The following is a 22,362-nucleotide window of genomic DNA, read 5'->3' as shown; positions in this document are numbered from 1 at the left end:
ATGTTGAGTAACAAATAGGCGACAAAAAAGGGCGCCGAAGCGCCCTTGTCATCTGCTTGCAACCGATCAGGCGACCGTCACCGTGGCTTCGCCGTCAGCAGCGGCGATCTGGCCGATGGTGTAGACGGTTTCGCCCAGTTCGCGCAGCGTGGCGGCGGTGGCTTCGGCGTTGGCCGCATCCACCACCAGCACCATGCCGATGCCGTTGTTGAAGGTGCGGTTCATCTCGATGTCGTCGATGCCGGCGGTCTGCTGCAGCCAGGCGAACAGCTCGGTCTGCGGCCAGCTGCCCTTGACCAGGCGCGCCACCATGCCTTCGGGCAGCACGCGCGGGATGTTTTCCAGCAGGCCACCGCCGGTGATGTGGGCCAGTGCCTTGATCGGATGCTTGTCGAGGGCCGCCAGCACCGGCTTCACGTACAGGCGCGTCGGGCGCATGATGGCGTCGCGGAAGGGCAGGCCGTCCAGCGTGGTCGGCAGGTTGCTGCCGGCGCGTTCCAGGCACTTGCGCACCAGGCTGAAGCCGTTGCTGTGCACGCCATGGCTGGCCAGACCCAGCACCACGTCGCCGGCCTGCACATTCTGGCCGCTCAGGATCTTGCTTTTTTCGACCGCACCCACGGCAAAGCCGGCCAGGTCGTATTCGCCATCGGGATACATGCCGGGCATTTCGGCAGTCTCGCCGCCGATCAGGGCACAGCCGCTTTGCACGCAGCCTTCGGCAATGCCGCCAACCACCGCGGCTGCGGTATCGACATCGAGCTTGCCGCAGGCAAAGTAGTCAAGGAAGAACAGCGGCTCGGCGCCTTGCACCAGCACGTCGTTCACGCTCATGGCGACCAGGTCGATGCCGACGGTGTCATGCATGTTCCACTCGAAGGCCAGGCGCAGCTTGGTGCCGACGCCATCAGTACCGGATACCAGCACCGGTTCCTGGTAGCGCTTGGGCACCTCGAACAGCGCGCCGAAGCCGCCGATGCTGGCCATCACGCCGTCGCGCATGGTTTTCTTGGCGAGCGGCTTGATGCGTTCAACCAGGGCATCGCCTGCATCGATGTCAACGCCGGCGTCTTTGTAGGAAATGGGAGTTTGCATGGGGAGAAATTCGGATTGCGATAAACGGAATGCACAAACTTGGAGTATCGTGCTGTCAGCACAGGCATTTGCTGCCTGACCATGGCCTTGCCCGTATTGTAAAGACCTTCCTCCCTCCATGATCGAATTGAGCCCCAACCTGAAGCGGACATTGAACGGAACCCTGCTGGTCGTCGTGCTGGGCCTGGTGCTGTGGGCGCTCGGACCGGTGCTGACGCCGTTCATCGTGGCCGCCGTGCTGGCCTATGCGCTGAATCCGCTGGTCGACCGCATCAGTGGCTGGCTGGGTGGCCGCGTGCCGCGCTGGCTGGCGGTGGTGCTGGTGATGCTGGTGTTCATCCTGGCGGTGCTGGGTGTGGCGATGCTGATCGTGCCGGTGGTGATCAAGGAGGGGCCGATCATCCGCCAGCAGCTGCCGGTGCTGCTGGACCGTGGCGTGATCTGGGTACAGGAGATGTTTGACCGCTACGGCATTCCGTTCGAGGTGAATCTGGGATCGCTGCGTGGGGTGGTGATCGAGTGGCTGAGCAACAGCGGCACGACGCCGGCCGCGCCGGGCGAGCCGAGCTTCGTCAAGTCGCTGCTGAATTCGCTGATGATTGGCGGCAGCGTGGCGCTGTCGGTGATCGGCAACCTGGTGCTGATTCCGATTGCGCTGTTCTACCTGCTGCTGGACTGGGACAAGTTCATTGCCACTGTCTTCCGGCTGGTGCCATTGCGCATGCGCGAAGGCGTGACCAGCTTCGTGCAGGAGGCTGATACGCTGCTTGGCCAGTACCTGCGCGGCCAGCTGCTGGTGATGATCATCATGGCCACCTACTACAGCGTCGGCCTGATGCTGTTCGGGCTGGATCTGGCCTGGCCGGTCGGCATTTTCACCGGGCTGGCGGTGTTCGTACCCTATCTGGGCTTTGGCGTCGGCACCGTGATCGCCATCGTGCTCGGCCTGCTGCAGTTCGGCCTGACCAAGACGCTGATCATGGTCGGCGTGGTCTATACCTCGGGTCAGATGATCGAAAGCTACTACTTCACGCCGCGGCTGGTGGGCGAACGCATCGGCCTGCACCCGCTGGTGGTGATCTTTGCGCTGCTGGCGTTTGGCCAGCTGTTCGGCTTTGTCGGCGTGCTGGTGGCGCTGCCCTGCAGTGCCGTGCTGCTGGTGGCGGTGCGCCGCCTGCGCGAGCGCTATTTCAGAAGCGATCTGTACAACCACTGAGCTGTCCGGCGGGGAACGGCTGCATCCCGTAAAATGGCGGCGTGTCTCTCCCCATGAAACAACTCCCGCTCGATATCGGCCTGGCGCCCAGCCCGCGGCTGGACTCCTGGATCCCCGGTCCGAACGCCGTGGTACTGGCGCGTGTCCAATCGGTGCTGCATGACAGCCACCCCTCACTGCGTCCGACCTATGTCTGGGGCCCGGAAGGCAGCGGCAAGACCCATTTGCTGCAAGGCGTGCTGCAGACCCTGCGTGAACAGGGGCGCGAAGCCGGCTGGCTCGATGCCTCCACGCCCTGTGGCGGCTATGCCCGTCCGTTTGATCCGCGCTGGAGCGTGGTGCTGCTGGACGAAGTCGATGCCTACAGCCCGGAGCAGCAGCACACCGCCTTCAACTGGTTCATCCACGCGATGACGCCGCAACAGGGTGAACCCTGCTGGGTGCTGTCGGCCGGCAGCCTGCCGGTCACGGATCTGCCGCTGCGCGAAGACCTGCGTACCCGGCTAGGCTGGGGCCAGATGTTCGGCCTGCAGCCCTTGTCCGAGGACGATGTGCAGCGCGCCCTGCGCCAGGAAGCGCAGGATCGCGGCCTGGATCTGTCCGACGAGGTGTTGCGCTTCATGCTCAGCCGGTTTTCCCGCGACCTGGGGAGCCTGAGCCAGTTACTGGCCATGCTGGACGACTACGCTCTTGAAACGCGCCGCGCGATCACCGTGCCGCTGCTGAAACAAATGATGAATGACTCATGAAAATTGCGCTTTTTGATCTCGACCACACCTTGCTGCCGATCGACTCGGACTTCATGTGGACCCATTTCACCAATGCCATCGGCTGGACGGACGCCGAGGACATGTCGCGCCAGAACGAGGCCTTCTACGAGCAGTACGAGCAGGGCGTGCTCGACATGAACGAGTACGTGCGTTTCGTCACGCGCGCGATCCGCGAACACACGCCCGAAGAAGCGCATGCGGCGCATGCGCGCTATCTGACCGATTACGTACAGCCGGCGGTGCACCCGGCGGCGCTGGAACTGCTGCAGCAGCACCGCGATGCCGGCGATACCCTGGTGCTGATTACCGCCACCAACCGCTTCATTGCCGGCCCGATTGGCACGCTGCTGGGCTTTGATGAGCAGAACATCATCGCTACCGAGCTGGAACGCGGCCCTGATGGCTGGTTTACCGGCAATGTCGAGGGCATGGCCAACCTGCGCGAAGGCAAGGTGCACAACATGACCCAGTGGCTGACCGAGCGCAAGCTGGACTGGTGCGATACCTTCATCACTTTCTACTCCGACTCGATCAACGACGCGCCCCTGATGGAGCGCGCCGACGTGCCGGTGGCCACCAACCCGGACGAGCGCCTGCGCATGCTGGCCGAAGCCCGCGGCTGGCGCATTCTCGACCTGTTTCCCAAGGCGTAAGCCATGATCAAGCGATTCATCAACAAGCTGCTCGGCAAGGAACAGCTGCAGCCGCATTTCGGCAAGCGCGTCGAGGTGCCGCAATCGGTCCACCAGATCGATGTCTCCCTGGTGGACGAGCGTGCCCTCAACGTGGTGCAGACGCTGAAAAAAGCCGGCTACGAGGCCTACATCGTCGGCGGCGCCGTGCGCGACCTGCTGGTCGGCATGCGGCCCAAGGACTTTGATGTGGCGACCAATGCCACGCCCGAGCAGGTCAAGAGCCTGTTCCGCCGCGCCTTCATCATTGGCCGCCGTTTCCGCATCGTGCACGTGGTGTTCGGCCGTGGCCGCGAGCATGAGGTGATCGAGGTCTCGACCTTCCGCGCCTATCTGCATGCCTCCGATGCCGCCCATGTGAACGGCAACGAAAAGACCAGCCGCCGCGCGCTCGAGGGCGTGCAGCATGCGGTCGATGCCTCCGGCCGCGTGCTGCGCGACAACGTCTGGGGCCCGCAGGACGAGGACGCGGCACGCCGTGACTTCACCATCAACGCCATGTACTACGATCCGGAGCGCCAGATAGTGGTGGACTACCACAAGGGCATGGCGGACGTGAAGAACCGCACCATCCGCATGATTGGTGATGCCATGGCGCGCTACCGCGAGGATCCGGTGCGCATCATCCGCGCCATCCGCTTTGCGGCCAAGCTCAGCCCGCTCGATTTCCGTCTCGACAAGGCGACTTCGGCGCCGATCCGCGAGGCGCTGCCGCTGCTGCACGACGTGCCGCAAAGCCGCATGTTCGACGAAATGCTCAAGCTGCTGCAGACCGGCCATGCGCTGGGCACCATCGGCATTCTGCGCAAGCACCAGCTGACCGACAACATCTATCCGCTACTGACGCTGGCGGTGCAGCGGGCCGATGATCCCTTCGTCAACGCCGCCTTGCAGGATACCGACCGCCGGGTGGGTGAGGGCAAGCCGGTGGCCCCGAGCTTTCTGCTGTCCTGCCTGCTGTGGCAGGATGTGCGCGAGGCCTGGGCGCGCAAGACCGCCGAGCGCAAGCCGCCGTTTGTCGGCTTGCAGGAGGCGATCGACGAGGTGTTCGACGCCTGCATTGGCGATGTCTCCGGCCGCGGCAAGCTGGCCGCCGACATGCGCGAGATCTGGATGATGCAGCCGCGCTTCGAAAAGCGCAGCGGCAACAGCCCCTACAGCCTGGTGGCGCAGCTGCGCTTCCGCGCCGGCTTCGACTTCCTGCGTCTGCGTTCGCACGTCGGCGAGGTGGAGGAATCGCTGGCGGACTGGTGGCAGACCTTCAGCGGTACTACCAACGATGCGCTGCGCGAAGACCTGATCGCGACCGCGCGCGAACAGCAGCGTCAGCGCCAACGTGAAGTCCAGCAGCAGGGACGCGCCGGTGGCAAGGTGCATCTGGTCAGCAGCAAGCCGGCAGCCGAGGTGGCCGGGGAATCGGTACTGCCCGATGCCGACGCGCCGAAAAAACGCCGTCGCCGCCGTCGCAAGCCGGCCGCAGCGGCAGATGGCGCAGCCCCTGTGGCGCACGAGGCGGCGGACAGCTTGCCGGCGCAGGATGACGCTGCTGTGCGCAAGCCGCGCCGCCGCCGCAAGCCGGCAGGCGATGCCGGCAGCGACTCCGGCGCAGACGCATGACTTCCGCCATCGTGGCACCGTCGCTGGCCTGGGTTGCGCTGGGCGGCAATCTGGGCGATGCGCGACAGTCGGTGCAGCAGGCCCTGCAGGCGCTGGATGCGCTGCCGCAGACCCGGCTGGAGGCCGCCTCGTCGCTGTACCGCACGGCGCCGGTGGATGCCAGCGGGCCGGATTTCATCAATGCTGTGGCGCGTTTGCGCACCAGCTTGGCCCCGCTGGCGCTGCTGCAGGCGCTGCAAGGGCTGGAACAGCAGGCTGGCCGTGAACGGCCCTACCGCAATGCACCGCGCACACTGGATCTGGATGTGCTGCTGTACAGCGGTGTCCGTCAGCAGACGCCGGAGCTGGAGCTGCCACATCCGCGCATGTTGCAGCGTGCTTTCGTGCTGGTACCGCTGGCCGAAATCGATGCGGAACTGGTGCCGCCGGACGTGCTGCAGGCGGTGGCCGATCAGGCGATTGAGCGGCTGGCCTGAATCAGCTGGCCGGCGCCTTGCCGGGCGGGTCCGCGTTGTCGAGCAGCTGGCGCTGGTAGCGACGCAGCGCCTGTCCGGCCGCCTGCAGATAGGCCGGTGAGCCGGGCAGCTGGCCGGCCGGTGTCATGTGCAGCACCCAGGCAAATTCGGCGCCGAACAGCAGGATTTGCGACGAGAAATAGACCCAGATCATCAAGGCTACCAGTGATCCGGCAGCGCCGTAGACCGAGGTGGTGGAGGTGCTGCCGATATACAGCCCGATCAGGCTTTTGCCCACGGTAAACAGCACGGCTGCCAGCAGCGCGCCGGGCAGGATCTGCCGCCAGCCCAGTGGCCGCGAAGGCAGTCCGGCCAGCAGAATGCCGAAAAAGAAGGTCAGCACCGCCATCGACAGCAGCGGGTTGAGCACGCGCGCCAACTCCAGCATGCCCGAGGTCTGGCCGGCAATCCAGCGGTCCAGCGCCGACAGATAGGCCGAAGCAGCCAGCGATACCAGCATCAGAAAGCCGATCGCCAGCAGGATCGACAGCGACAGCATGCGCGTGCAGATGGTGCGCCAGACGGTATGCAGCAGCTGACCTTGTGGTTGCGGCTGTGGCCGGTGCAGCCAGATGCGGTCGAGTGCGGTGCGCAGCTGTACCAGCACGCCGGTGGCGCCCACCAGCAGCACGGTCAGCGCGATCAGCGAGGCCAGCGTGCCTTCACCCGGCCGGTTCACCGCCTGCAGCAGGGATTGCGCCAGTTCCCCGGCCCGGGGGCCGGCCATCTGGGCAATTTCGCCGATCAGTTGCTGCTGGGCCGCACCGCTGCCAATGAACAGGCCGACCAGCGCCACCAGAATCACCAGCAGCGGGGCCAGACTGAACACGGCGTAATAGGACAGCGCTGCCCCGTACTGCGGGCAGCCGTCATCCAGCCATTCGCGTGCCGTGGTCTGCAGCAGGTGCCAGGCATAGCGCAGGGGGTGCAGCAGGCGTTGCGGCAGCGACATGGCAGGGCCTCAGTAGTGCGGGTCGGCGACCACTGGTTCGTGTGCTGGAGCGGGCGGTGGCGTGGCCTGGTTGCCGACGGCCACGCCGGCATCTGCCGCATCGCTGCCACTCACGGCATCAATGCCGGCACCGATGGCCTTGCCGGTGAGCTTGACGCCGGTGGAGACCACGGCACCCGTGACACTGATCGCCGCGCCGGCAACTGCGCCGGCGACGGCAGTGACGCCACAGCCCTGCAGCAGCAGGGGCAGGAGGAGCAAGGGCAACAGGCGTGGTGATCGGCGCATGGGGCTAGGTTGGGCAGGTGGATCAGGCGGTCTGGCGCGCCTGCTGCCAGACTTCGGCGGCAATGCTGAGCGAGCGCAGGCGCAACTCCGGATCATACAGGTCGCTGACCAGGATCAGTTCGTCGGCGCGCGTGGCTTCCAGCAACTGGTCGAAGCCCTCGCGCACGGTTGCCGGACCGCCGACGACCGAGCAGGCCAGGAACTGGCGGATGCCGTTGAGCTCCTGCGGGCCCAGCTGCTGCAGGAAGTTCTCCACTGGTGGCTGCAACAGGCCGCGCTGGCCAGTCAGGATGCTGAGCACGCGCTGGTAGCTGCTGCTGGCGAGGAATTGCGCTTCCTCGTCGGTCGGCGCGGCGACCACTGGTACGCCGATCATCACGTAAGGCTTGGGGTGGCGTTCCGACGGGCGGTAGTTGCGGCGATACAAGTCAATCGCCTGCAGCAGCATCTGCGGTGCAAAGTGCGAGGCAAAGGAGTAGGGCAGGCCGCGCTCGGCCGCCAGCTGCGCGCTGAACAGGCTGGAGCCCAGCAGCCAGATCGGCACCTGGGTGCCGCTGCCCGGGTTGGCAATCACCTTCTGGCCCGGTTCGGGCTCGCCCAGGTAGTGCATCAGCTCGGCCACTTCGCGCGGGAAGTCATCGGCAGATTCGCTGCGGTTGCGGCGCAGTGCGCGCATGGTGACAGGATCGGTGCCAGGCGCACGGCCCAGGCCCAGGTCGATGCGGTCCGGATACAGCGTGGCCAGCGTGCCGAAGGCTTCGGCCACCACCAGCGGTGCGTGGTTGGGCAGCATCACGCCGCCGGAACCGACACGGATGGTGCGGGTCTGGCCAGCCACATGGCCAATCAGCACGGCGGTGGACGAGCTGGCAATGCCGGCCATGTTGTGGTGCTCTGCCAGCCAGTAGCGGGTAAAGCCGAGCTGTTCCACATGCTGGGCGGTGCGTACGGCCTGGGCCAGGGCATCGGCCACGCTGGCGCCTTCACGGACGGGCACCAGATCGAGCATGGAGAGTCGGGTTTGCGCGAGCAGCGACATGAACAGTCCTTTCTTTTTGGTGGAAAACGGAGACTGGTTCATGGTCGCACGGCTTGCATGACCTTGCAAACCGGGCGGTAAAACGTTCAGGCCAGCCAGCGTCGCAGCAGCTGTGCGCTGCCCATGCCGAGCAGCGTCATCAGCAGCGAGCCGGCTACATGCAGGCCGATGGCACCGGTCGCCATCAGCAGCCGCCCCTGCAGCAGCAGGTGCGTGACTTCGGACGAAAAGGTGGAAAACGTGGTCAGGCCACCGAGAAAGCCGGTGATTACCAGCAGCCGCCATGCGGGCGACAGCTCGGCATGGTGGGCAAAAAAGACCAGCGCGATACCGATCAGGTAGCCGCCCACCAGGTTGGCGACCAGGGTGCCGGGCGGAATCGCCGGAAACAGGGTGTTGAGCCAGAGTGCCAGCAGCCAGCGCAGGATGGCACCGGCGGCAGCGCCAATGGCGATCGCCAGCAGGGAAGGCAGCAGCGCCGGCATGATCAATGTCGTGGTTTACAGCGTCAGCGCGCAGCTGTCGCCGCTGGCCTCCCGCCAGACGCGCACCTGGCTCGGCTGGATGCCTTGCGCCTGCATGTGGCGCGCGATGTAGAGGCAGAGGTTTTCCAGCGTCGGCTGACCCAGGCCCTCGACTTCGTCGAGGAAGTGGTGGTCCAGCTGGCTGCGCAGCGTGGCAATCTGGGCGCGCAGCAGCGCCAGGTCCATCACCATGCCGGAATCGGCCGCAGGCAGGCCGGACAGGCTGACCGAGGCGTGGTAGGTGTGGCCGTGGATGCGCTTGCTGCCGGCCACTTCGGCGGCATCGTCCAGCTTGCGGCGCAGCGTGTGCGCGGCTTCAAAGAAAAAGGTCTGTGACAGTTCGAATTGCATGATGGGTTCTCAGCGGATCCCGGTAATCTTGTGGGTCTGCAGGCTCAGGCGCCAGCGCGGATCCTTCAGGCAGGCGGCGATGCAGGTCTGCGTGTGCTGGCTGCGTTGCACATCGTCCAGCGGCTGCAGCAGGTAGTGGGCGAAATCGGTGTTGTCGCGCACGGCGTCCAGCGTCATGCCAGCTTGCGGCCAGACCAGCTTGAGCTCGTTGCCGCTGCGCTGCACCCAGTGCTGCAGCGATTTCGGGCTGACGCAGATCCAGTCGATGCCGGCTGGTGCGGCGATGCTGCCGTTGGTTTCCACCGCCACCTCGAAGCCTTCGGCGTGCAAGGCATCGACCAGGGCATCATCGACCTGCAGCAGCGGTTCGCCGCCAGTCAGCACCACGTAGGGCTTGCCGGGCTGGCCGGCGGGCCACTGCGCCGCGATATGGCGCGCCAGTTCGGTGGCTTCGCGGAAGGTTCCGCCCAGCGTACCATCGGTGCCAACAAAGTCGGTATCGCAAAAGCTGCAGATCGACTGGGCCCGGTCCTGCTCGCGGCCGTTCCAGAAGTTGCAGCCGGCAAAGCGGCAGAACACGGCCGGCCGGCCGGCCTGCAGGCCTTCGCCTTGCAACGTGTAGAAGATTTCCTTGATCTGGTAGGCCATGACAATGCATAAGGGTGTGCGCAGGATTGCGCGTAACCCGGAATTATCGCCGCGCTGCAGCATGCCGGCAAATGCAGCGTGGCTGGCCTTCTACGGATCAGGCGTATAATCGCAACATTGTTGCAATAATGAGCTGGGCCGCTCCAACAGGCGGCTGCAGATACCGCATGTCCTCCCCGACTTCTTCCCCTCCGGAATCGACCTCCTGGCTGCTGCGAGGAGCCGGTTTCCGCCTGCTGGTCGCGCTGCTGCTGGTCGCGTTGATCTGGACCGTCCATTACCTGGTGCTGCAGGCATGAGCATCGTGCTGGACAACATCACCGTGAGCTATCGCAGCGTGCCGGCGGTGCACCATGCCTTTGCGCGCTTCGAGGCGGGCAGCTCCTGGGCCATCTTTGGTCCCAACGGCGCCGGCAAGAGCACGCTGCTCAAGGCCATCATGCGGCTGCTGCCTTGCGATACCGGCAGCGTGCAATGGCAGGGCCTGCAGCGGCGTGACCTGGCCTACCTGCCGCAACAGGCCGAAATTGACCGCAGCCTGCCGATGACGGTGGCCGAGTTGACGGCGCTTGGCCTGTGGCATGAGCTGGGGCCGTTTGGCGGCCTGGATCGTGCACAGCGGAAACGCGTGCAACAGGCGCTGGAACAGGTCGGCATGGCGGCGTTTGCGCAGCGCCAGATCGCGGCGCTGTCACGCGGGCAATTCCAGCGCGTGCTGTTTGCGCGCATGCTGGTGCAGGACGCCCGCTTCCTGCTGCTCGATGAACCCTTCAACGCCATGGATGCCTATACTACGCAATCGCTGCTGATGCTGTTGCAACAGTGCCAGCAGCAGGGCAAGGGCATCATCGCCGTGGTGCACGATGCCGCGCAGGCACGCCACTGGTTTGACCATGCGCTGCTGCTGGCACGCGAGGTCATGGCCAGCGGCCCGGCGCAAGAGGTACTTTCCGACGCCAATCTGCAGCGCGCCAGCGGTTTTCGCCAGGACGATGCCGCTGACGACGAATGGTGCCGCGTGCAGCCGGAGCAGATCGGCCATGAACACGATCACGTCCATGCGCACGGAGGCCAGCCATGAGCGAGACCCTGCTCTACGGCCTGCTGCTGGAGCCGTTCGTCCAGTTTGCCTTCATGCGTCGCGCGCTCGCCAGCGTGTTCTTCCTGTCACTCAGCGCGGCGCCGATGGGCGTGTTGCTGCTGATGCGCCGCATGAGCCTGATGGGCGATGCGATTGCGCACGCCGTGCTGCCAGGCGTGGCGGCTGGTTTCCTGCTGGCCGGCTTCAACGTGATGGCGATGGGGCTGGGTGGCCTGCTGGCCGGGCTGCTGGTGGCGCTGGGCGTCGGCCTGGTCAGCCACTACACCACGCTGCGTGAAGATGCCAACTTTGCCGCCTTCTACCTGAGCTGCCTGGCGATTGGCGTGCTGATGGTCAGCGTCAGCGGCAGCCAGGTGGACCTGCTGCATCTGCTGTTCGGCTCGGTGCTGGCGGTGGATGCGGTGGCGCTGACGCTGGTAGCCAGCGTCTCCAGCATCACGCTGATCGTGCTGGCGCTGATTTACCGGCCGCTGGTGGTGCAGATCATCGATCCGGTGTTCTTGCAATCGGTCGGCAGTCGCGGCGCCGTCTGGCATGTGCTGTTCCTGATGCTGGTGGTGCTGAATCTGGTCGCCGGCTTCCAGGCGCTGGGTACGCTGATGGCGGTCGGCCTGATGATGCTGCCGGCAATCACGGCACGGCTCTGGCAGTTGCGCATGGGCGGCATCATGCTGCTGGCCGCGCTGCTGGCCCTGCTGGGTGGCTACGGTGGCCTGCTGTTGTCCTACCACTTTGACCTGCCATCGGGCCCGTCCATCATCCTGCTGTGCGGTGCCATGTATTTCTTCTCGCTGGTGTTTGCCAGCCAGGGCGGTCTGCTGCCGCGCTGGCTGTCGCACCGGCGCCACCAGCGTGCCGGCTTTGAGCCACACGCCCACCAGGAGTAAATCGCCATGAATCGACCCTCTTCCGGACGCCGCCTGACGCTGGTGGCAGCGGCTGCCAGCCTGTTGCTGCTGGCGGGCTGTGGCGAACGCCAGACGACCGAGCCGGTGGCCAGCATGGCTGACAAGCCCGCGATGGGAGGGGCTGCGCCGTTGCGCGTTGTCAGCAGCTTCAGCATTCTTGGCGATGTGGCACGGCAGATTGGCGGCGAGCAGGTCGAGGTGCTGGATATCGTCGGGCCGGGTCAGGACGCTCACGTCTACCAGGTCACGCCGGCCGATATCCGCCGGCTGGGCGAGGCGCAGCTGGTGCTGATGAACGGGCTGGGCTATGAGGGCGCGGCGCTGGAGCGAGCCGTGCGTGACAGCCAGGTGCCGGTGGCCATCGCCAGCGCAGGCATCAAGACGCTGGCTGGCGGGCATGCGCACGACGACGAACATGATCACGATCACGACAAGGCCGGCGGCCAGCATGATGCTGCCGCACCCGACCCGCACATCTGGCAGAACCCGGTGCTGATGCAGGCCTATGCCGCCAATATTGCGAAGGCGCTGATTCAGGCCGATCCGGCCCACCAGCAGGGGTATGAGCAACGCCTGGCCGACTACCAGCAGATCCTGCGTGACCTGGACAGCTGGGCGGCCGCGGAATTTGCCAGCATTCCGCCGGAAAAGCGCAAGGTGGTGACCGGCCATGATGCCTTCGCCTATCTGGGCCAGCGCTACCAGCTGCAGTTCCTGGCGCCGCAGGGCGTCAGCACTGACAGTCAGCCCTCCGCCCGTGCCGTGGCTGGCCTGATCCGCCAGATCCGCGAGCAACAGGTCAAGGCCGTGTTCATGGAGAACATCAAGGATCCGCGCCTGGTCGAGCAGATCAGCCAGGAAGCCGGCGTGACAGTGCAGAACCAGCCGCTGTACTCGGACGCATTGAGCCCGCCGGAAGGGCCGGCTACCAGCTATGTCGGCCTGATACGCTATAACGTCACGCATCTGGTGCAGGCGATGCACTGAATGCTTGACCCTGCTGCCAGTGCGGCCGGCTAGTGCGGCAAGGCTGGCATCCGTATCATGGGAGGCGTATCCTAGTCGCCGGAGAGTGCCATGTACACCGTGATGCGCGTTCATGATTTCGATGCCGCCGAGCACCTGCCGGCGGTGCTGCTGGACCGGCTCTGGCCGCGCGGCGTGCGCAAGGAGCGGCTGGAAGGTACGGTCTGGGAAAAGGCGGCCACGCCCTCGACCGCATTGCGCGTCTGGTTCCATGAAGACCGCGAGGGACGCTTTGACGAATTCTGCCGGCGCCTGCGGCAGGAACTGGCCGAGCCCGAGGCGCAACAGGCGCTGGATCGTATCCGTGCGCTGGAAAAGCAGCATGGCGAGATCCATCTGCTGACGGCTGCACGTGATCCGGAACACAGCCACCTGGTGGTGATCCGCGAGTTGCTGCAGTCCTGAAAAATCCGGCAGTGATGCAAGCCGGCGTCCTACACGCCAGACTTGGCCGGTTTTTTATAGTGAAGACATGGTTCAAAGACAAGAAAGAGAGAGCACCATGTCCAAACCCGCACCCCGTATGTCCTTTATCCAGGCCCTGATCGCAGCGGTTGCCGCTGCCGCCTGTTCCGCCGCTGTCGCCCAGGGCGCTGCTGCGGTCGTCAGCACCACGGAATCGCTGAATGCCGTGCAGGCCGAGCAGGCCGCCGAAAGCCCGGTCACTGCCAGCAGCAGCACCGTGATTGCGCCGACCGAAGCCATGCACGACATGGACAGCGCCGACAGCAAGGCCTCCGCACCCAAGGTGGATACGGAGGCCCTGAGCACCGGCATGCCGCCGGGCGCGAAGAAGCTGTAAGCGTGTTGACGGCTTAGCTGGGCTTGTGCATCAGGCCGTGTGCCAGCGCGCCCAGCGCCATGCCGGCAATGCCCCAGAGCACATCCCAGTTGCCGACGCCCAGGCCGGCCAGCATCGGGCCGGGGCAGACGCCCGACAGGCCCCAGCCGACACCGAACAGCGCCGAGCCGACCAGCATGTTGCGGCTGATGCCGCTGGTATAGCGGTCAAAGGTTTCGGCAAACACCGGTTTCTTCAGCAGTTTCGGGCCCAGCACCAGGCCCAGCGTGGCCACGGCAATGCCGCCGCCCATGACCAGCATCAGGCCCAGGTCATTCAGCATCAGGAATTCAAGCACGATCTCCGGCATCATCATGGTGGAGAGCGCCAGGCCAAAACCGAACAGCAGGCCGGCCAGCAGGGTAGACAGGGTCTTGGCCATCAGAGCCACCTCGTGATCAGGTTGGCCGTCAGCAGGCCGGTCGCCATGAAGGTCAGCACCGCCACCACCGAGGGCATGTGGAAGGAACCGATGCCACAGATGCCGTGGCCGGAGGCGCAGCCGCCGCCCAGGCGCGCACCATAGCCGACAAACAGCCCGCCCAGCAGCAGCTGCCAGCCCGGAATCGTGGTGGTGACGCGCTCGCCGTTGCCAAGCAGCAGCCACCAGACAAAGGCACCCAGTACCACGCCCAGCGCGTAGACCAGCCGCCAGTTGCGCGAAGCGATGAAGCGCGCCTGGTGGAAGAACGGGTGCTTGATGAAAAACGACCAGGTCGTGGTGTAGACCGGGCTGAGGCCGCCAAAGCGGCCGGTCAGCACGTACAGCACCGCAGCACCGAGGCCAATGCACATGCCGCCCACCAGATAGTGAAGCCAGCCGTAGGGGAAGGGTTCGGTTAATATATTCATGATTTGTATATTGTATGAGGTGGCGCTGATCCCGACAAGTCCATAGGGCCTTGGGGACAAAAAAGGGTGGCCTGTGAGCCACCCTGCATGTCATGACGGTGTGCCGTCTTACTTGGCCCAGCTGTCCTTCAGGCCGGTCACGCGGTTGAATACCGGCTTGCCACTGGCGTGATCGACACGGTCGCTGGCAAAGTAGCCCAGGCGCTCGAACTGGAAATGGCTTTTCGGACCGACGTCGGCCGCAGACGGTTCGACCCAGGCCGTCACCGTCTTCAGGCTGTCCGGGTTCAGCACGGTCAGGAAGTCGCGGCCACCAGCATCCGGATGGGCTTCGGTGAACAGGCGGTCATACAGGCGTACTTCAGCCTGCACGCCATCCTCGGCACCGACCCAGCCGATCACGCCCTTGACCTTGACGCTGTCTGCACCCGGCGTGCCACTTTTGGTGTCGGGAATCAGTTCGACCAGCACATTGCTGACCTGGCCATCGGCATCCTTCTCGAAGCCGGTACAGGCCACCACATAGCCGTACTTCAGGCGCACCTTGTTGCCTTCCACGGCCTGGCCGCTGGCATTGGTGTGCGGCGGGTAGAGGCGGCGATAGCCTTTTTCCGGCACTTCCATGAAGTCCTCGCGCTCGATCCAGACCTCGCGGCCCAGGCGCATGCGGCGCTGGCCCATCTCCGGATGGTGCGGATGCACCGGTGCCTGGCAGTCTTCCAGCGTTCCGACGCCCATCAGCGCATCCCAGTTGGTAATTGTCACGCGCAGCGGGTCCAGTACCGCCATGGCGCGCGGCGCTACCGGATCCAGCACGTCGCGCAGCGAACCTTCCAGCGTGCCGTAATCGATCCAGCTGTCGGCCTTGGTCACGCCGATGCGCTCGCAGAACAGGCGCAGGCTCTCGGGCGTGTAGCCGCGGCGACGCAGGCCGGCCAGCGTCGGCATGCGCGGATCGTCCCAGCCCTGCACATGGCCGTCATCGACCAGCAGCTTGAGCTTGCGCTTGCTGGTCACGACATAGGTCAGGTTCAGGCGGGCAAATTCGTACTGGCGCGAAGGCGGCGTGTTGATGATGCCGCCAGCCGCCAGATGATCCAGCAGCCAGTCGTAGAACGGGCGCTGGTCTTCGAATTCCAGCGTGCAGATGCTGTGCGTGATGTTTTCCAGCGCATCCTCGATCGGATGGGCAAAGGTATACATCGGGTAGATGCACCACTGGTCACCGGTGTTGTGGTGGTGCGCGCGGCGGATGCGGTAGATCGCCGGATCGCGCATATTGATGTTGGGGTGCGCCATGTCGATCTTCGCGCGCAGCACGGCCGCGCCATCGGCCAGCTCGCCGTTGCGCATCTGGGCAAAGCGCTCCAGGTTTTCCTGCACGCTGCGGCTGCGGAACGGGCTATCGGTGCCGGGCGTGGTGAAGTCGCCGCGGTGCTTGCGCATGTCGTCGGCGCTTTGCTCGTCCACATAGGCCAGGCCCTGTTCGATCAGGTAGACCGCAGCGCGGTGCATCAGCTCGAAATAGTTGCTGGCGTAGTACAGGTGGGTCTCGGGCTGGCCGTTGAGGTCGCTGGTCCAGTCAAAGCCTAGCCAGTGCACTGCCTCGACGATGGCATCCACGTACTCCTGGCTTTCCTTTTCCGGGTTGGTATCGTCAAAGCGCAGGTGGCAGACGCCGTCGTAATCCTGGGCCAGGCCAAAGTTCAGGCAGATGCTCTTGGCGTGGCCGATGTGCAGGTAGCCGTTGGGCTCGGGCGGGAAGCGCGTGCGGATGCGCGCCGGGTCCAGCGCGCCAGCCTGGTGGTGCGCTGCATCGCCTGGCGAACCGCCCCAGTGGCGCTGGCGGTGAGTGCCCTGTTCCAGGTCGGACTCGATGATCTGGCGCAGGAAGTTGCTGGGCTTGCTGCTGGTGTCTTCGGCCGCAGCAGGGGTATTCGGTGCATGTGTAGTCATGCCCCCGATTTTAGCCGGCTGCCCGCCACTTGCAGGCCTGCCACGGCGGAAACCGCCCGGCGCTCAGGACTGTCCCAGCTCCTTGAGCTTGATAAAGGCCAGCGCCGCCATCACGGCGTCGTTCAGCGCATCGTGCGCATCGCGCCGCGGCAGCTGCAGGTCGTCCATCAGCGTGTCAAAGCGCAGGTCGATATCGGCATTGTCATGCTGCTTGTACGAGGGCAGGCGCTTGAACTTGTAGTCGTAGTACATGGCCGAGACCTCGATCTGCCGATTGGGCAGCCGGATGCCGATCAGCGGCTTCATGGCGCGGTTGATCATGGCGGCATCGAACTCGAGGAAGTAGCCGACCAGCGGCCGGCTGCCGATAAAGCGCAGCAGCTGCAGCATGGCGATATCGACCGGGATGCCGCAGGCCACATCGGCCTCGCGCAGGCGGTGCACGCGGATGCTCTCGGCCGAGACCGTGCCTTGCGGTTGTACCAGCACCTCGAAACGCTGGCTGCTCAGGATGCGATTGCCGTGGATGCGCACCGCGCCGATCGAGATGATGTCGTCGGTGCGCACGTTGAGGCCGGTGGTCTCGCAATCCAGCGAGATGTATTCGTCTGGCGGCGGTTCATCGAACAGGAAGGAGAACTCGTCCGATGCCAGCTGGTTCTTCTGCCAGCGCTGGCGCAGGCCGCCGAGCCAGGACTTGCTTGCAAGACTGCCAAATGCCATGCTGCCTCCGTCCTCAGATCACGTCCAGGCGGAAACGCTGGCGCAGCGTGGCCTTGAAGCGCTTGACCACGCCCAGGCTGTCCTTCAGCAGGTCGCGGTCCAGGCTGCTCATGGACTTGGGATCGGCCTCGCCGCTGACCGGCTTGCCCATTTCCAGCTCCTTCAGACCGGCCTTGAGGCGCAGCCCCATGAAGAAGTGCAGCGCGTGCTTGAGCTCGTCGCCCCAGTCCTTGCGCAGCTGGCCCTTGGTCACCAGTTCCTGGATGCGATCCACCGTGCTGGTGGCCTGGATGCCGTTGGCCAGCGCCAGGCTGCGCATGCCATGCACGATAGGGAAGATGCCCATCTTCTTCATGTGCAGCAGGTCACTGTCCTCGCCGATGGAGAACATGCGTCCGAGCCAGCTGCTGCCGCTGCCAAAGGCGTCGATCGCGGCGGCAAAGCGGTTCAGCGTGGCGTCGTTGTCGGTGGACAGTTCCCACAGGCGCTGCGTCACGTGTTGCAGCAGGCGGCCATCGCCGGCCACCGCATGCGCGTCGAGGAAGATCGCCAGGTTCATCATGCTTTCCGGCTGGCCGCTGATCAGCCAGCCGCGCGTGCGTGACACCCAGTCGGCGCGCGTGCCGCGCCAGTCCGGGTTGTTCAGCATGATGCGGCCCGGACACTCGGGGTAGCCAAAGCGCGTCAGCGCCGCGGAAAAATCATCACAGATCTGCTGCAGGTTGTCGGGTGGCGTGTAGTCGTCACGCAGGATCAGGCCGTTGTCCTGATCGGTCTTGAGCAGCTGCTCGCCACGGCCCTCGCTGCCCATCACGATCAGGCAGCTGTTGCTGACCAGTTCACGCGGTGCCACCATTTCCCAGGCGCGCTCGAACAGGCGCGCATTGATTTCCTGCACCAGGTTGCCGATCAGGCCGACATTGGTGCCGCTGCGGTAGAGCTGCTGCACCATGCCGCGCGTCTGGCTGGCGGCGTCGGCCAGCATCTCCAGGTTGAGCGCCTGGTCGATGCGCGTCAGGATCAGGTGCGAGTGGTTGGACAGGAAGCTGAACACGTCCAGCGATTCGATCACGCCCAGCACCTCGGCCCGCTCGGCCACGATGATGCGGTGGATGCGGTGGCGCAGCATCATGGTCAGCGCCTCGCCCATCAGGCTGTCGGGGGGCAGCGTGATCAGGTTGTAGGTGGCCAGGTCGCCGACCGGCAGGTCGTCCAGCGGGCGCCCATCCAGGATCGCTCGGGGCAGCGCCGTGCTCGAGAAGATGCCCAGGCGTGGCAGCGTGCCGGTGTCGTCGCGCACCAGCACGTGCGTGGTGTTGTGCTCGGAAAACACGCGCGCCACTTCCACGATGTCGGTATCGGCATCCACGTAGTGTGGCGGATGCATCACGGCCGAATCCAGCCGTGCCAGCGTCAGCGACTGCATTTCCTGTTCGTCATGGCGCTGCGACAGGGCGCTGAGCTTGTCGCCCAGGCTGGAGAACAGCAGGGCGCTGAAGGTGGCGTTGTCGGCGATCAGTGACAGCACCGTGTCTTGCGCCAGTTCGTAGGCCAGCACTTCTTCCTGCGCGATGAAGCGATGGCTGCTCTTGCCCGCCATCAGGCCGCGGCTGTCGAAGGTGTCGTCCGGGCCGTACATGTAGAGCACTTCGTCGCCCTCCATCTGCGCCACATGGCCCTTGATCACCACGTACAGGTGCTTCGGCTCGGCACCGACATCCAGGATCACGTCGTCCTTGCGGAAGTAGGCGATATCGACGTTGTCACGGACCAGTTGCTGTTCGCCCTTGCTCAGGCTGTCGAATGGTGAGGCGTCGAAGTTGAAGGCGTTGGGCATGGCAGGAACACAGGAAAAAGTGCATCTGTCAGTCTAGCGTCAACACCGGTTTGCCGGCAGTGGTACTGACCCTGTGTGGCACCCGGATCACAGCACGACCGTGCGATTCGGAGAAACCCTGAAGCCGGATTGATCCCGTTCAAGGGTTAGCACCTAGGCGAAATTTTCCAAAATCTGATCTGTATCAAAACCAGGTCGTGCGGCGCAACATTTTTTGCGAATTTACGGGTTTCCTCCAAGCCTGTGACGTCTTGTAACCCGTTCTAATTCCCTCCGGTTGCAGTGTGCGCTGCGAGTTTCAACAACATGAAGCCCCCCGTTAACGCAGCCCATATCCCTCATCAACAAGGAGACATACCCATGAGTAGTGATCCCAACGTTGCAAATGATCCAATCATCCAGAAGATCAGCAACAACCCGAAGTATCAGGCGCTGAAAGCAGAACGCAACAAGTTCGGCTGGACGCTGGCCATCATCATGCTGGTCGTGTACTACGGCTATATCGCCCTGATCGCCTTTGACAAGGAGTTCCTGGCACAGCCGATCGGCACTGGCGTCACCACGCTGGGTATTCCGCTGGGCATGGGTGTGATCGTCTTCACCATCATCATCACCACCATCTACGTGCGTCGTGCCAACTCCAAGTACGACGCCATCACCGCAGAGATCCTGAAGGAAGCCAGCAAATGAAAAAAATCTCCCTTGCGCTGGGCTCGCTGCTGGCAGCGGGTACCGTCCTGGCGGCCGGTGGTGACGTAGGCGAAACCGCCAAGCAGGCCACCAACTGGACTGCCATCATCATGTTTGCCGTGTTCGTGGTCGCCACCCTGGGCATCACCAAGTGGGCGGCTGGCCGCACCAAGTCGGCGTCCGACTTCTACACCGCCGGTGGTGGCATTACCGGTTTCCAGAACGGTCTGGCGATTGCTGGCGACTACATGTCTGCTGCGTCCTTCCTGGGCATTTCTGCTGCCGTGATGGCAACCGGCTACGACGGCCTGATCTACTCGATCGGCTTCCTGGTCGGCTGGCCCATCATTACCTTCCTGATGGCCGAGCGCCTGCGCAACCTGGGCAAGTTCACCTTTGCCGACGTGGCCGGCTACCGCTTCCAGCAGGGCCCGATCCGTGCGTTTGCCGCCTGCGGCACGCTGGTGGTGGTGGCCTTCTACCTGATCGCCCAGATGGTGGGTGCCGGCCAGCTGATCAAGCTGCTGTTCGGCCTGGACTACATCATTGCCGTGATCATCGTGGGTATCCTGATGATGGCCTATGTGGTGTTCGGCGGCATGACTGCGACCACCTGGGTGCAGATCATCAAGGCCGTGCTGCTGCTGTCCGGCGTGACCTTCATGGCCTTCATGGTGCTGATGAAGTATGGCTTCAGCCCCGAAGCCCTGTTCAGCCACGCTGTCCAGGTCAAGACTGCCATCGCACAAGCCGGTGGTGCCACGCCTGAAGCGGCTGCCAAGACTGGCCTGTCCATCATGGGCCCGGGTGGCTTCATCAAGGATCCGATCTCTGCCATCAGCTTCGGCATGGCGCTGATGTTCGGTACCGCCGGCCTGCCGCACGTGCTGATGCGTTTCTTCACCGTGCCGAACGCCAAGGAAGCACGCAAGTCCGTGGCCTGGGCCACGACCTGGATCGGCTACTTCTACATCCTGATCTTCATCATCGGTTTCGGCGCCATCACCCTGGTGCTGACCGACCCGACCTTTGCCGACACGACCAAGGGCGTGATCAAGGGCGGTGCCGGTACGGCCAACATGGCTGCGGTGCTGGTGGCTGAAGTGGTGGGCGGTGACGTGTTCTTCGGCTTCATCTCTGCCGTGGCTTTCGCGACCATCCTCGCCGTGGTGGCGGGTCTGACCCTGTCCGGCGCTTCCGCCGTGTCGCACGACCTGTACGCTACCGTGTTCAAGAAGGGCAATGCCGACAACGCGGCTGAACTGCGCGTGTCCCGTATCACCACCGTGGCCCTGGGCATCATCGCGGTACTGCTGGGCATCCTGTTCGAGCGTCAGAACATCGCCTTCATGGTGTCCCTGGCCTTCGCCATCGCGGCGTCTGCCAACTTCCCGGTGCTGTTCCTGTCCATCATGTGGAAGAACATGACCACCAAGGGTGCCGTGATCGGTGGCTTCCTGGGCCTGATCTCCTCCGTCGCGCTGACCATCGTGTCGCCGTCGGTGTGGGAAGCCGTGCTGGGCAACCCCAAGGGTTCCGCGCTGTTCCCCTACACCTCGCCGGCCCTGTTCTCCATGACCATCGGTTTTGTCGGTATCTGGCTGTTCTCCATCCTGGACAACAGCAAGCAGGCTGCCAAGGAGCGCGCTGCGTTCCCGGCCCAGCAGATCCGTTCCGAGACCGGTCTGGGTGCTGCCAAGGCGTCTGACCACTAATTGCACCAGTTGCAACCCAGGCGAGCCCGCAAGGGCCGCCTGATTTGCCGGGCTGTTCCAGCCCGGTTTTTTTTCGTCCGGACCTTGCCGCGAAGCGCCAGTCGGCGTGAACTATTTGCTGGCGATGGTATCGATATCCTGCAAGAATGAAACACAAGGCAGGAGATTCCTGCCCGGCCGGTCATCCACGGATGGCTGGCCGTAGCATTGACAGGAGCAGGGCCATGACGCAGTCCGTTCATACCGATTCCCACCAGACCGTTGCCGCAGCGCGCCGGCCATTGACGGCCATTGCGCTGGCCGCCGGCGTCGCCTTGCTGGCCGGTTGCAGCACCACCTTCAGCACCCAGGTTACCAACTTCAACCAGTGGCCGCAGCATACGCGTGGCGCTACTTACACCATCGTGCAGAACCCGCAGCCGGGTACGCTGGAACTGAGCGAGCTGGAACGCCAGACCTATGAGAATCAGCTGTCGCGTGCGCTGCAGGCGCAGGGGCTGGTGCCGGCCGCCAGGCCGGAATCGGCGCGGCTGGAGGCCGACATGGGCGTGACGCTGAAACGCGAGATCATCGAATATACGCGTCCGGTCTACCGTGACATGCCATGGTGGGGCTGGCCAGGCTACAACTTTGGCCCGGGCTTTGGTCCCTGGGACCACTGGGAAGATGGCGGCCTGGGCGGTGCCTGGGGTGGCATGTACCTGACCGAACAGCTGGTGCGCCAGCCGCTGCACACCTACAGCCTGAAGGTGCGTATCCGTGACCGGGCGCAACAGCAGGGCAGTGCGGCAGCTCCGGCGGTGTTCGAATCGACCGCGCAATATGCCGGCAACCCGGTACAGCTGCCCTCGCTCATGCCGTACCTGATGCAATCTGCATTTGACGGTTTCCCGGGCCAGAACGGCCAGACGCGCAAGATCGAGTTTGATGCCGATACCGGCGCCAGGCGCCTGCCGACAGGGCAGGCCGCAGCTCCCGCAGCGGCGGCATCGCGCCCCTGATCCA

The 22,362-nt window shown here is 64.5% G+C and carries 26 protein-coding genes; 14 read left to right on the top strand and 12 right to left on the bottom strand.

Annotated features, from left to right (window positions below; all coding sequences use genetic code 11):
- Positions 1–66: 66 nt before the first annotated feature.
- On the bottom strand, positions 67–1,095 hold the full coding sequence (gene purM / locus ACI3EV_RS09280) for a phosphoribosylformylglycinamidine cyclo-ligase (RefSeq protein ID WP_329771530.1): 1,029 nt from the start codon (positions 1,093–1,095) through the stop codon (positions 67–69).
- Between the two features lie 118 nt (positions 1,096–1,213).
- Here purM and ACI3EV_RS09275 point away from each other — a divergent pair, with 118 nt between their 5' ends.
- Genes ACI3EV_RS09275 through folK form a run of 5 tightly spaced genes read left to right on the top strand, consistent with a single transcriptional unit; the run spans position 1,214 to position 5,866 of the window.
- Entirely contained in the window at positions 1,214–2,311 is a 1,098-nt protein-coding gene (locus tag ACI3EV_RS09275; RefSeq protein ID WP_337853531.1) for an AI-2E family transporter, read from the top strand.
- A 53-nt stretch (positions 2,312–2,364) separates the two neighbouring features.
- A complete protein-coding gene (gene hda, locus ACI3EV_RS09270) occupies positions 2,365–3,060 on the top strand; it encodes a DnaA regulatory inactivator Hda (protein WP_329771528.1) in 696 nt (231 codons plus the stop codon).
- Positions 3,057–3,734, top strand: a complete 678-nt coding sequence (locus ACI3EV_RS09265; protein WP_329771527.1) for an HAD family phosphatase — start codon at positions 3,057–3,059, stop codon at positions 3,732–3,734. The genes hda and ACI3EV_RS09265 overlap by 4 nt, the downstream gene beginning before the upstream one ends.
- A gap of 3 nt (positions 3,735–3,737) precedes the next feature.
- On the top strand, positions 3,738–5,390 hold the full coding sequence (gene pcnB, locus ACI3EV_RS09260) for a polynucleotide adenylyltransferase PcnB (protein WP_337690404.1): 1,653 nt from the start codon (positions 3,738–3,740) through the stop codon (positions 5,388–5,390).
- Positions 5,387–5,866, top strand: a complete 480-nt coding sequence (gene folK, locus ACI3EV_RS09255) for a 2-amino-4-hydroxy-6-hydroxymethyldihydropteridine diphosphokinase (RefSeq protein WP_337690406.1) — start codon at positions 5,387–5,389, stop codon at positions 5,864–5,866. The genes pcnB and folK overlap by 4 nt, the downstream gene beginning before the upstream one ends.
- Position 5,867: 1 nt before the next feature.
- Here the strand turns inward: folK and ACI3EV_RS09250 are convergent, their stop codons facing one another.
- From ACI3EV_RS09250 to queE, 6 genes are all read right to left on the bottom strand, one after another.
- Positions 5,868–6,857: a YihY/virulence factor BrkB family protein gene (locus ACI3EV_RS09250; protein ID WP_018715188.1), complete on the bottom strand. Its 990-nt coding sequence runs from the start codon at positions 6,855–6,857 to the stop codon at positions 5,868–5,870.
- Positions 6,858–6,866: 9 nt separating this feature from the next.
- Complete coding sequence (locus tag ACI3EV_RS09245; protein WP_329771523.1) at positions 6,867–7,118, bottom strand: hypothetical protein; 252 nt, start codon at positions 7,116–7,118, stop codon at positions 6,867–6,869.
- 49 nt (positions 7,119–7,167) lie between these two features.
- Positions 7,168–8,184, bottom strand: a complete 1,017-nt coding sequence (locus ACI3EV_RS09240; protein WP_329771533.1) for an LLM class flavin-dependent oxidoreductase — start codon at positions 8,182–8,184, stop codon at positions 7,168–7,170.
- Positions 8,185–8,270: 86 nt separating this feature from the next.
- Positions 8,271–8,669 (bottom strand): fluoride efflux transporter CrcB, encoded by a 399-nt coding sequence (crcB, locus tag ACI3EV_RS09235; RefSeq protein ID WP_337690410.1) that lies wholly within the window; start codon positions 8,667–8,669, stop codon positions 8,271–8,273.
- 15 nt (positions 8,670–8,684) lie between these two features.
- A complete protein-coding gene (locus tag ACI3EV_RS09230; RefSeq protein ID WP_329771521.1) occupies positions 8,685–9,059 on the bottom strand; it encodes a 6-carboxytetrahydropterin synthase in 375 nt (124 codons plus the stop codon).
- Between the two features lie 9 nt (positions 9,060–9,068).
- Positions 9,069–9,707, bottom strand: coding sequence for a 7-carboxy-7-deazaguanine synthase (gene queE, locus ACI3EV_RS09225; RefSeq protein WP_337690412.1), 639 nt, complete (start codon positions 9,705–9,707; stop codon positions 9,069–9,071).
- Between the two features lie 167 nt (positions 9,708–9,874).
- On the opposite strand from queE, the gene ACI3EV_RS09220 reads away from it, so the two are divergent.
- The 6 genes from ACI3EV_RS09220 to ACI3EV_RS09195 all read left to right on the top strand — a co-directional run bounded on the left by ACI3EV_RS09220 (position 9,875) and on the right by ACI3EV_RS09195 (position 13,545).
- Complete coding sequence (locus tag ACI3EV_RS09220; RefSeq protein ID WP_329771519.1) at positions 9,875–10,006, top strand: hypothetical protein; 132 nt, start codon at positions 9,875–9,877, stop codon at positions 10,004–10,006.
- Positions 10,003–10,788 carry a metal ABC transporter ATP-binding protein gene (locus ACI3EV_RS09215; protein ID WP_329771518.1) on the top strand — a complete coding sequence of 262 codons (786 nt, stop codon included), beginning with the start codon at positions 10,003–10,005 and terminating at the stop codon, positions 10,786–10,788. The genes ACI3EV_RS09220 and ACI3EV_RS09215 overlap by 4 nt, the downstream gene beginning before the upstream one ends.
- A complete protein-coding gene (locus ACI3EV_RS09210) occupies positions 10,785–11,696 on the top strand; it encodes a metal ABC transporter permease (RefSeq protein ID WP_329771517.1) in 912 nt (303 codons plus the stop codon). The genes ACI3EV_RS09215 and ACI3EV_RS09210 overlap by 4 nt, the downstream gene beginning before the upstream one ends.
- A gap of 6 nt (positions 11,697–11,702) precedes the next feature.
- Positions 11,703–12,704 carry a metal ABC transporter solute-binding protein, Zn/Mn family gene (locus ACI3EV_RS09205; RefSeq protein ID WP_337690415.1) on the top strand — a complete coding sequence of 334 codons (1,002 nt, stop codon included), beginning with the start codon at positions 11,703–11,705 and terminating at the stop codon, positions 12,702–12,704.
- Between the two features lie 90 nt (positions 12,705–12,794).
- On the top strand, positions 12,795–13,148 hold the full coding sequence (locus ACI3EV_RS09200; RefSeq protein WP_337690417.1) for a DUF488 family protein: 354 nt from the start codon (positions 12,795–12,797) through the stop codon (positions 13,146–13,148).
- A gap of 97 nt (positions 13,149–13,245) precedes the next feature.
- Positions 13,246–13,545: a hypothetical protein gene (locus ACI3EV_RS09195; RefSeq protein ID WP_329771514.1), complete on the top strand. Its 300-nt coding sequence runs from the start codon at positions 13,246–13,248 to the stop codon at positions 13,543–13,545.
- Between the two features lie 13 nt (positions 13,546–13,558).
- Here ACI3EV_RS09195 and ACI3EV_RS09190 read toward each other — a convergent pair whose 3' ends face one another.
- The 5 genes from ACI3EV_RS09190 to ACI3EV_RS09170 form a co-directional block, all read right to left on the bottom strand.
- Entirely contained in the window at positions 13,559–13,966 is a 408-nt protein-coding gene (locus ACI3EV_RS09190; protein WP_337690419.1) for a DUF6691 family protein, read from the bottom strand.
- Entirely contained in the window at positions 13,966–14,436 is a 471-nt protein-coding gene (locus tag ACI3EV_RS09185) for a YeeE/YedE thiosulfate transporter family protein (RefSeq protein WP_337690422.1), read from the bottom strand. Before ACI3EV_RS09185 ends, ACI3EV_RS09190 begins: the two co-directional genes overlap by 1 nt.
- 108 nt (positions 14,437–14,544) lie before the next feature.
- Positions 14,545–16,392 carry a glutamine--tRNA ligase/YqeY domain fusion protein gene (locus ACI3EV_RS09180; protein ID WP_337690424.1) on the bottom strand — a complete coding sequence of 616 codons (1,848 nt, stop codon included), beginning with the start codon at positions 16,390–16,392 and terminating at the stop codon, positions 14,545–14,547.
- Positions 16,393–16,455: 63 nt separating this feature from the next.
- Complete coding sequence (locus tag ACI3EV_RS09175) at positions 16,456–17,115, bottom strand: 3'-5' exonuclease (protein ID WP_329771510.1); 660 nt, start codon at positions 17,113–17,115, stop codon at positions 16,456–16,458.
- Between the two features lie 13 nt (positions 17,116–17,128).
- Positions 17,129–18,952 (bottom strand): DUF294 nucleotidyltransferase-like domain-containing protein, encoded by a 1,824-nt coding sequence (locus ACI3EV_RS09170; RefSeq protein ID WP_337690428.1) that lies wholly within the window; start codon positions 18,950–18,952, stop codon positions 17,129–17,131.
- 360 nt (positions 18,953–19,312) lie between these two features.
- On the opposite strand from ACI3EV_RS09170, the gene ACI3EV_RS09165 reads away from it, so the two are divergent.
- The 3 genes from ACI3EV_RS09165 (at position 19,313) to ACI3EV_RS09155 (ending at position 22,358) form a co-directional block, all read left to right on the top strand.
- Complete coding sequence (locus ACI3EV_RS09165) at positions 19,313–19,642, top strand: DUF485 domain-containing protein (protein ID WP_329771508.1); 330 nt, start codon at positions 19,313–19,315, stop codon at positions 19,640–19,642.
- Positions 19,639–21,357, top strand: coding sequence for a cation acetate symporter (locus tag ACI3EV_RS09160; RefSeq protein ID WP_329771507.1), 1,719 nt, complete (start codon positions 19,639–19,641; stop codon positions 21,355–21,357). The genes ACI3EV_RS09165 and ACI3EV_RS09160 overlap by 4 nt, the downstream gene beginning before the upstream one ends.
- Before the next feature lie 224 nt (positions 21,358–21,581).
- A complete protein-coding gene (locus ACI3EV_RS09155; protein WP_337690430.1) occupies positions 21,582–22,358 on the top strand; it encodes a DUF4136 domain-containing protein in 777 nt (258 codons plus the stop codon).
- Positions 22,359–22,362: the final 4 nt, after the last annotated feature.

The sequence above is a fragment of the Allobrachymonas wangyanguii genome (assembly GCF_045055315.1).
In the GTDB taxonomy this organism is placed as follows: Bacteria; Pseudomonadota; Gammaproteobacteria; order Burkholderiales; family Burkholderiaceae_C; genus Brachymonas; species Brachymonas wangyanguii.
This window is presented reverse-complemented; position numbering and strand designations above follow the sequence as displayed.

Bases quoted from the DNA above. Each gene is read 5' to 3' on its own strand.
- purM (WP_329771530.1), bottom strand. From the start codon at position 1,095: ATGCAAACTCCCATTTCCTACAAAGACGCCGGCGTTGACATCGATGCA.
- ACI3EV_RS09275 (WP_337853531.1), top strand. From the start codon at position 1,214: ATGATCGAATTGAGCCCCAACCTGAAGCGGACATTGAACGGAACCCTG.
- hda (WP_329771528.1), top strand. From the start codon at position 2,365: ATGAAACAACTCCCGCTCGATATCGGCCTGGCGCCCAGCCCGCGGCTG.
- ACI3EV_RS09265 (WP_329771527.1), top strand. From the start codon at position 3,057: ATGAAAATTGCGCTTTTTGATCTCGACCACACCTTGCTGCCGATCGAC.
- pcnB (WP_337690404.1), top strand. From the start codon at position 3,738: ATGATCAAGCGATTCATCAACAAGCTGCTCGGCAAGGAACAGCTGCAG.
- folK (WP_337690406.1), top strand. From the start codon at position 5,387: ATGACTTCCGCCATCGTGGCACCGTCGCTGGCCTGGGTTGCGCTGGGC.
- ACI3EV_RS09250 (WP_018715188.1), bottom strand. From the start codon at position 6,857: ATGTCGCTGCCGCAACGCCTGCTGCACCCCCTGCGCTATGCCTGGCAC.
- ACI3EV_RS09240 (WP_329771533.1), bottom strand. From the start codon at position 8,184: ATGTCGCTGCTCGCGCAAACCCGACTCTCCATGCTCGATCTGGTGCCC.
- crcB (WP_337690410.1), bottom strand. From the start codon at position 8,669: ATGCCGGCGCTGCTGCCTTCCCTGCTGGCGATCGCCATTGGCGCTGCC.
- ACI3EV_RS09230 (WP_329771521.1), bottom strand. From the start codon at position 9,059: ATGCAATTCGAACTGTCACAGACCTTTTTCTTTGAAGCCGCGCACACG.
- queE (WP_337690412.1), bottom strand. From the start codon at position 9,707: ATGGCCTACCAGATCAAGGAAATCTTCTACACGTTGCAAGGCGAAGGC.
- ACI3EV_RS09220 (WP_329771519.1), top strand. From the start codon at position 9,875: ATGTCCTCCCCGACTTCTTCCCCTCCGGAATCGACCTCCTGGCTGCTG.
- ACI3EV_RS09215 (WP_329771518.1), top strand. From the start codon at position 10,003: ATGAGCATCGTGCTGGACAACATCACCGTGAGCTATCGCAGCGTGCCG.
- ACI3EV_RS09210 (WP_329771517.1), top strand. From the start codon at position 10,785: ATGAGCGAGACCCTGCTCTACGGCCTGCTGCTGGAGCCGTTCGTCCAG.
- ACI3EV_RS09205 (WP_337690415.1), top strand. From the start codon at position 11,703: ATGAATCGACCCTCTTCCGGACGCCGCCTGACGCTGGTGGCAGCGGCT.
- ACI3EV_RS09200 (WP_337690417.1), top strand. From the start codon at position 12,795: ATGTACACCGTGATGCGCGTTCATGATTTCGATGCCGCCGAGCACCTG.
- ACI3EV_RS09195 (WP_329771514.1), top strand. From the start codon at position 13,246: ATGTCCAAACCCGCACCCCGTATGTCCTTTATCCAGGCCCTGATCGCA.
- ACI3EV_RS09190 (WP_337690419.1), bottom strand. From the start codon at position 13,966: ATGGCCAAGACCCTGTCTACCCTGCTGGCCGGCCTGCTGTTCGGTTTT.
- ACI3EV_RS09185 (WP_337690422.1), bottom strand. From the start codon at position 14,436: ATGAATATATTAACCGAACCCTTCCCCTACGGCTGGCTTCACTATCTG.
- ACI3EV_RS09180 (WP_337690424.1), bottom strand. From the start codon at position 16,392: ATGACTACACATGCACCGAATACCCCTGCTGCGGCCGAAGACACCAGC.
- ACI3EV_RS09175 (WP_329771510.1), bottom strand. From the start codon at position 17,115: ATGGCATTTGGCAGTCTTGCAAGCAAGTCCTGGCTCGGCGGCCTGCGC.
- ACI3EV_RS09170 (WP_337690428.1), bottom strand. From the start codon at position 18,952: ATGCCCAACGCCTTCAACTTCGACGCCTCACCATTCGACAGCCTGAGC.
- ACI3EV_RS09165 (WP_329771508.1), top strand. From the start codon at position 19,313: ATGAGTAGTGATCCCAACGTTGCAAATGATCCAATCATCCAGAAGATC.
- ACI3EV_RS09160 (WP_329771507.1), top strand. From the start codon at position 19,639: ATGAAAAAAATCTCCCTTGCGCTGGGCTCGCTGCTGGCAGCGGGTACC.
- ACI3EV_RS09155 (WP_337690430.1), top strand. From the start codon at position 21,582: ATGACGCAGTCCGTTCATACCGATTCCCACCAGACCGTTGCCGCAGCG.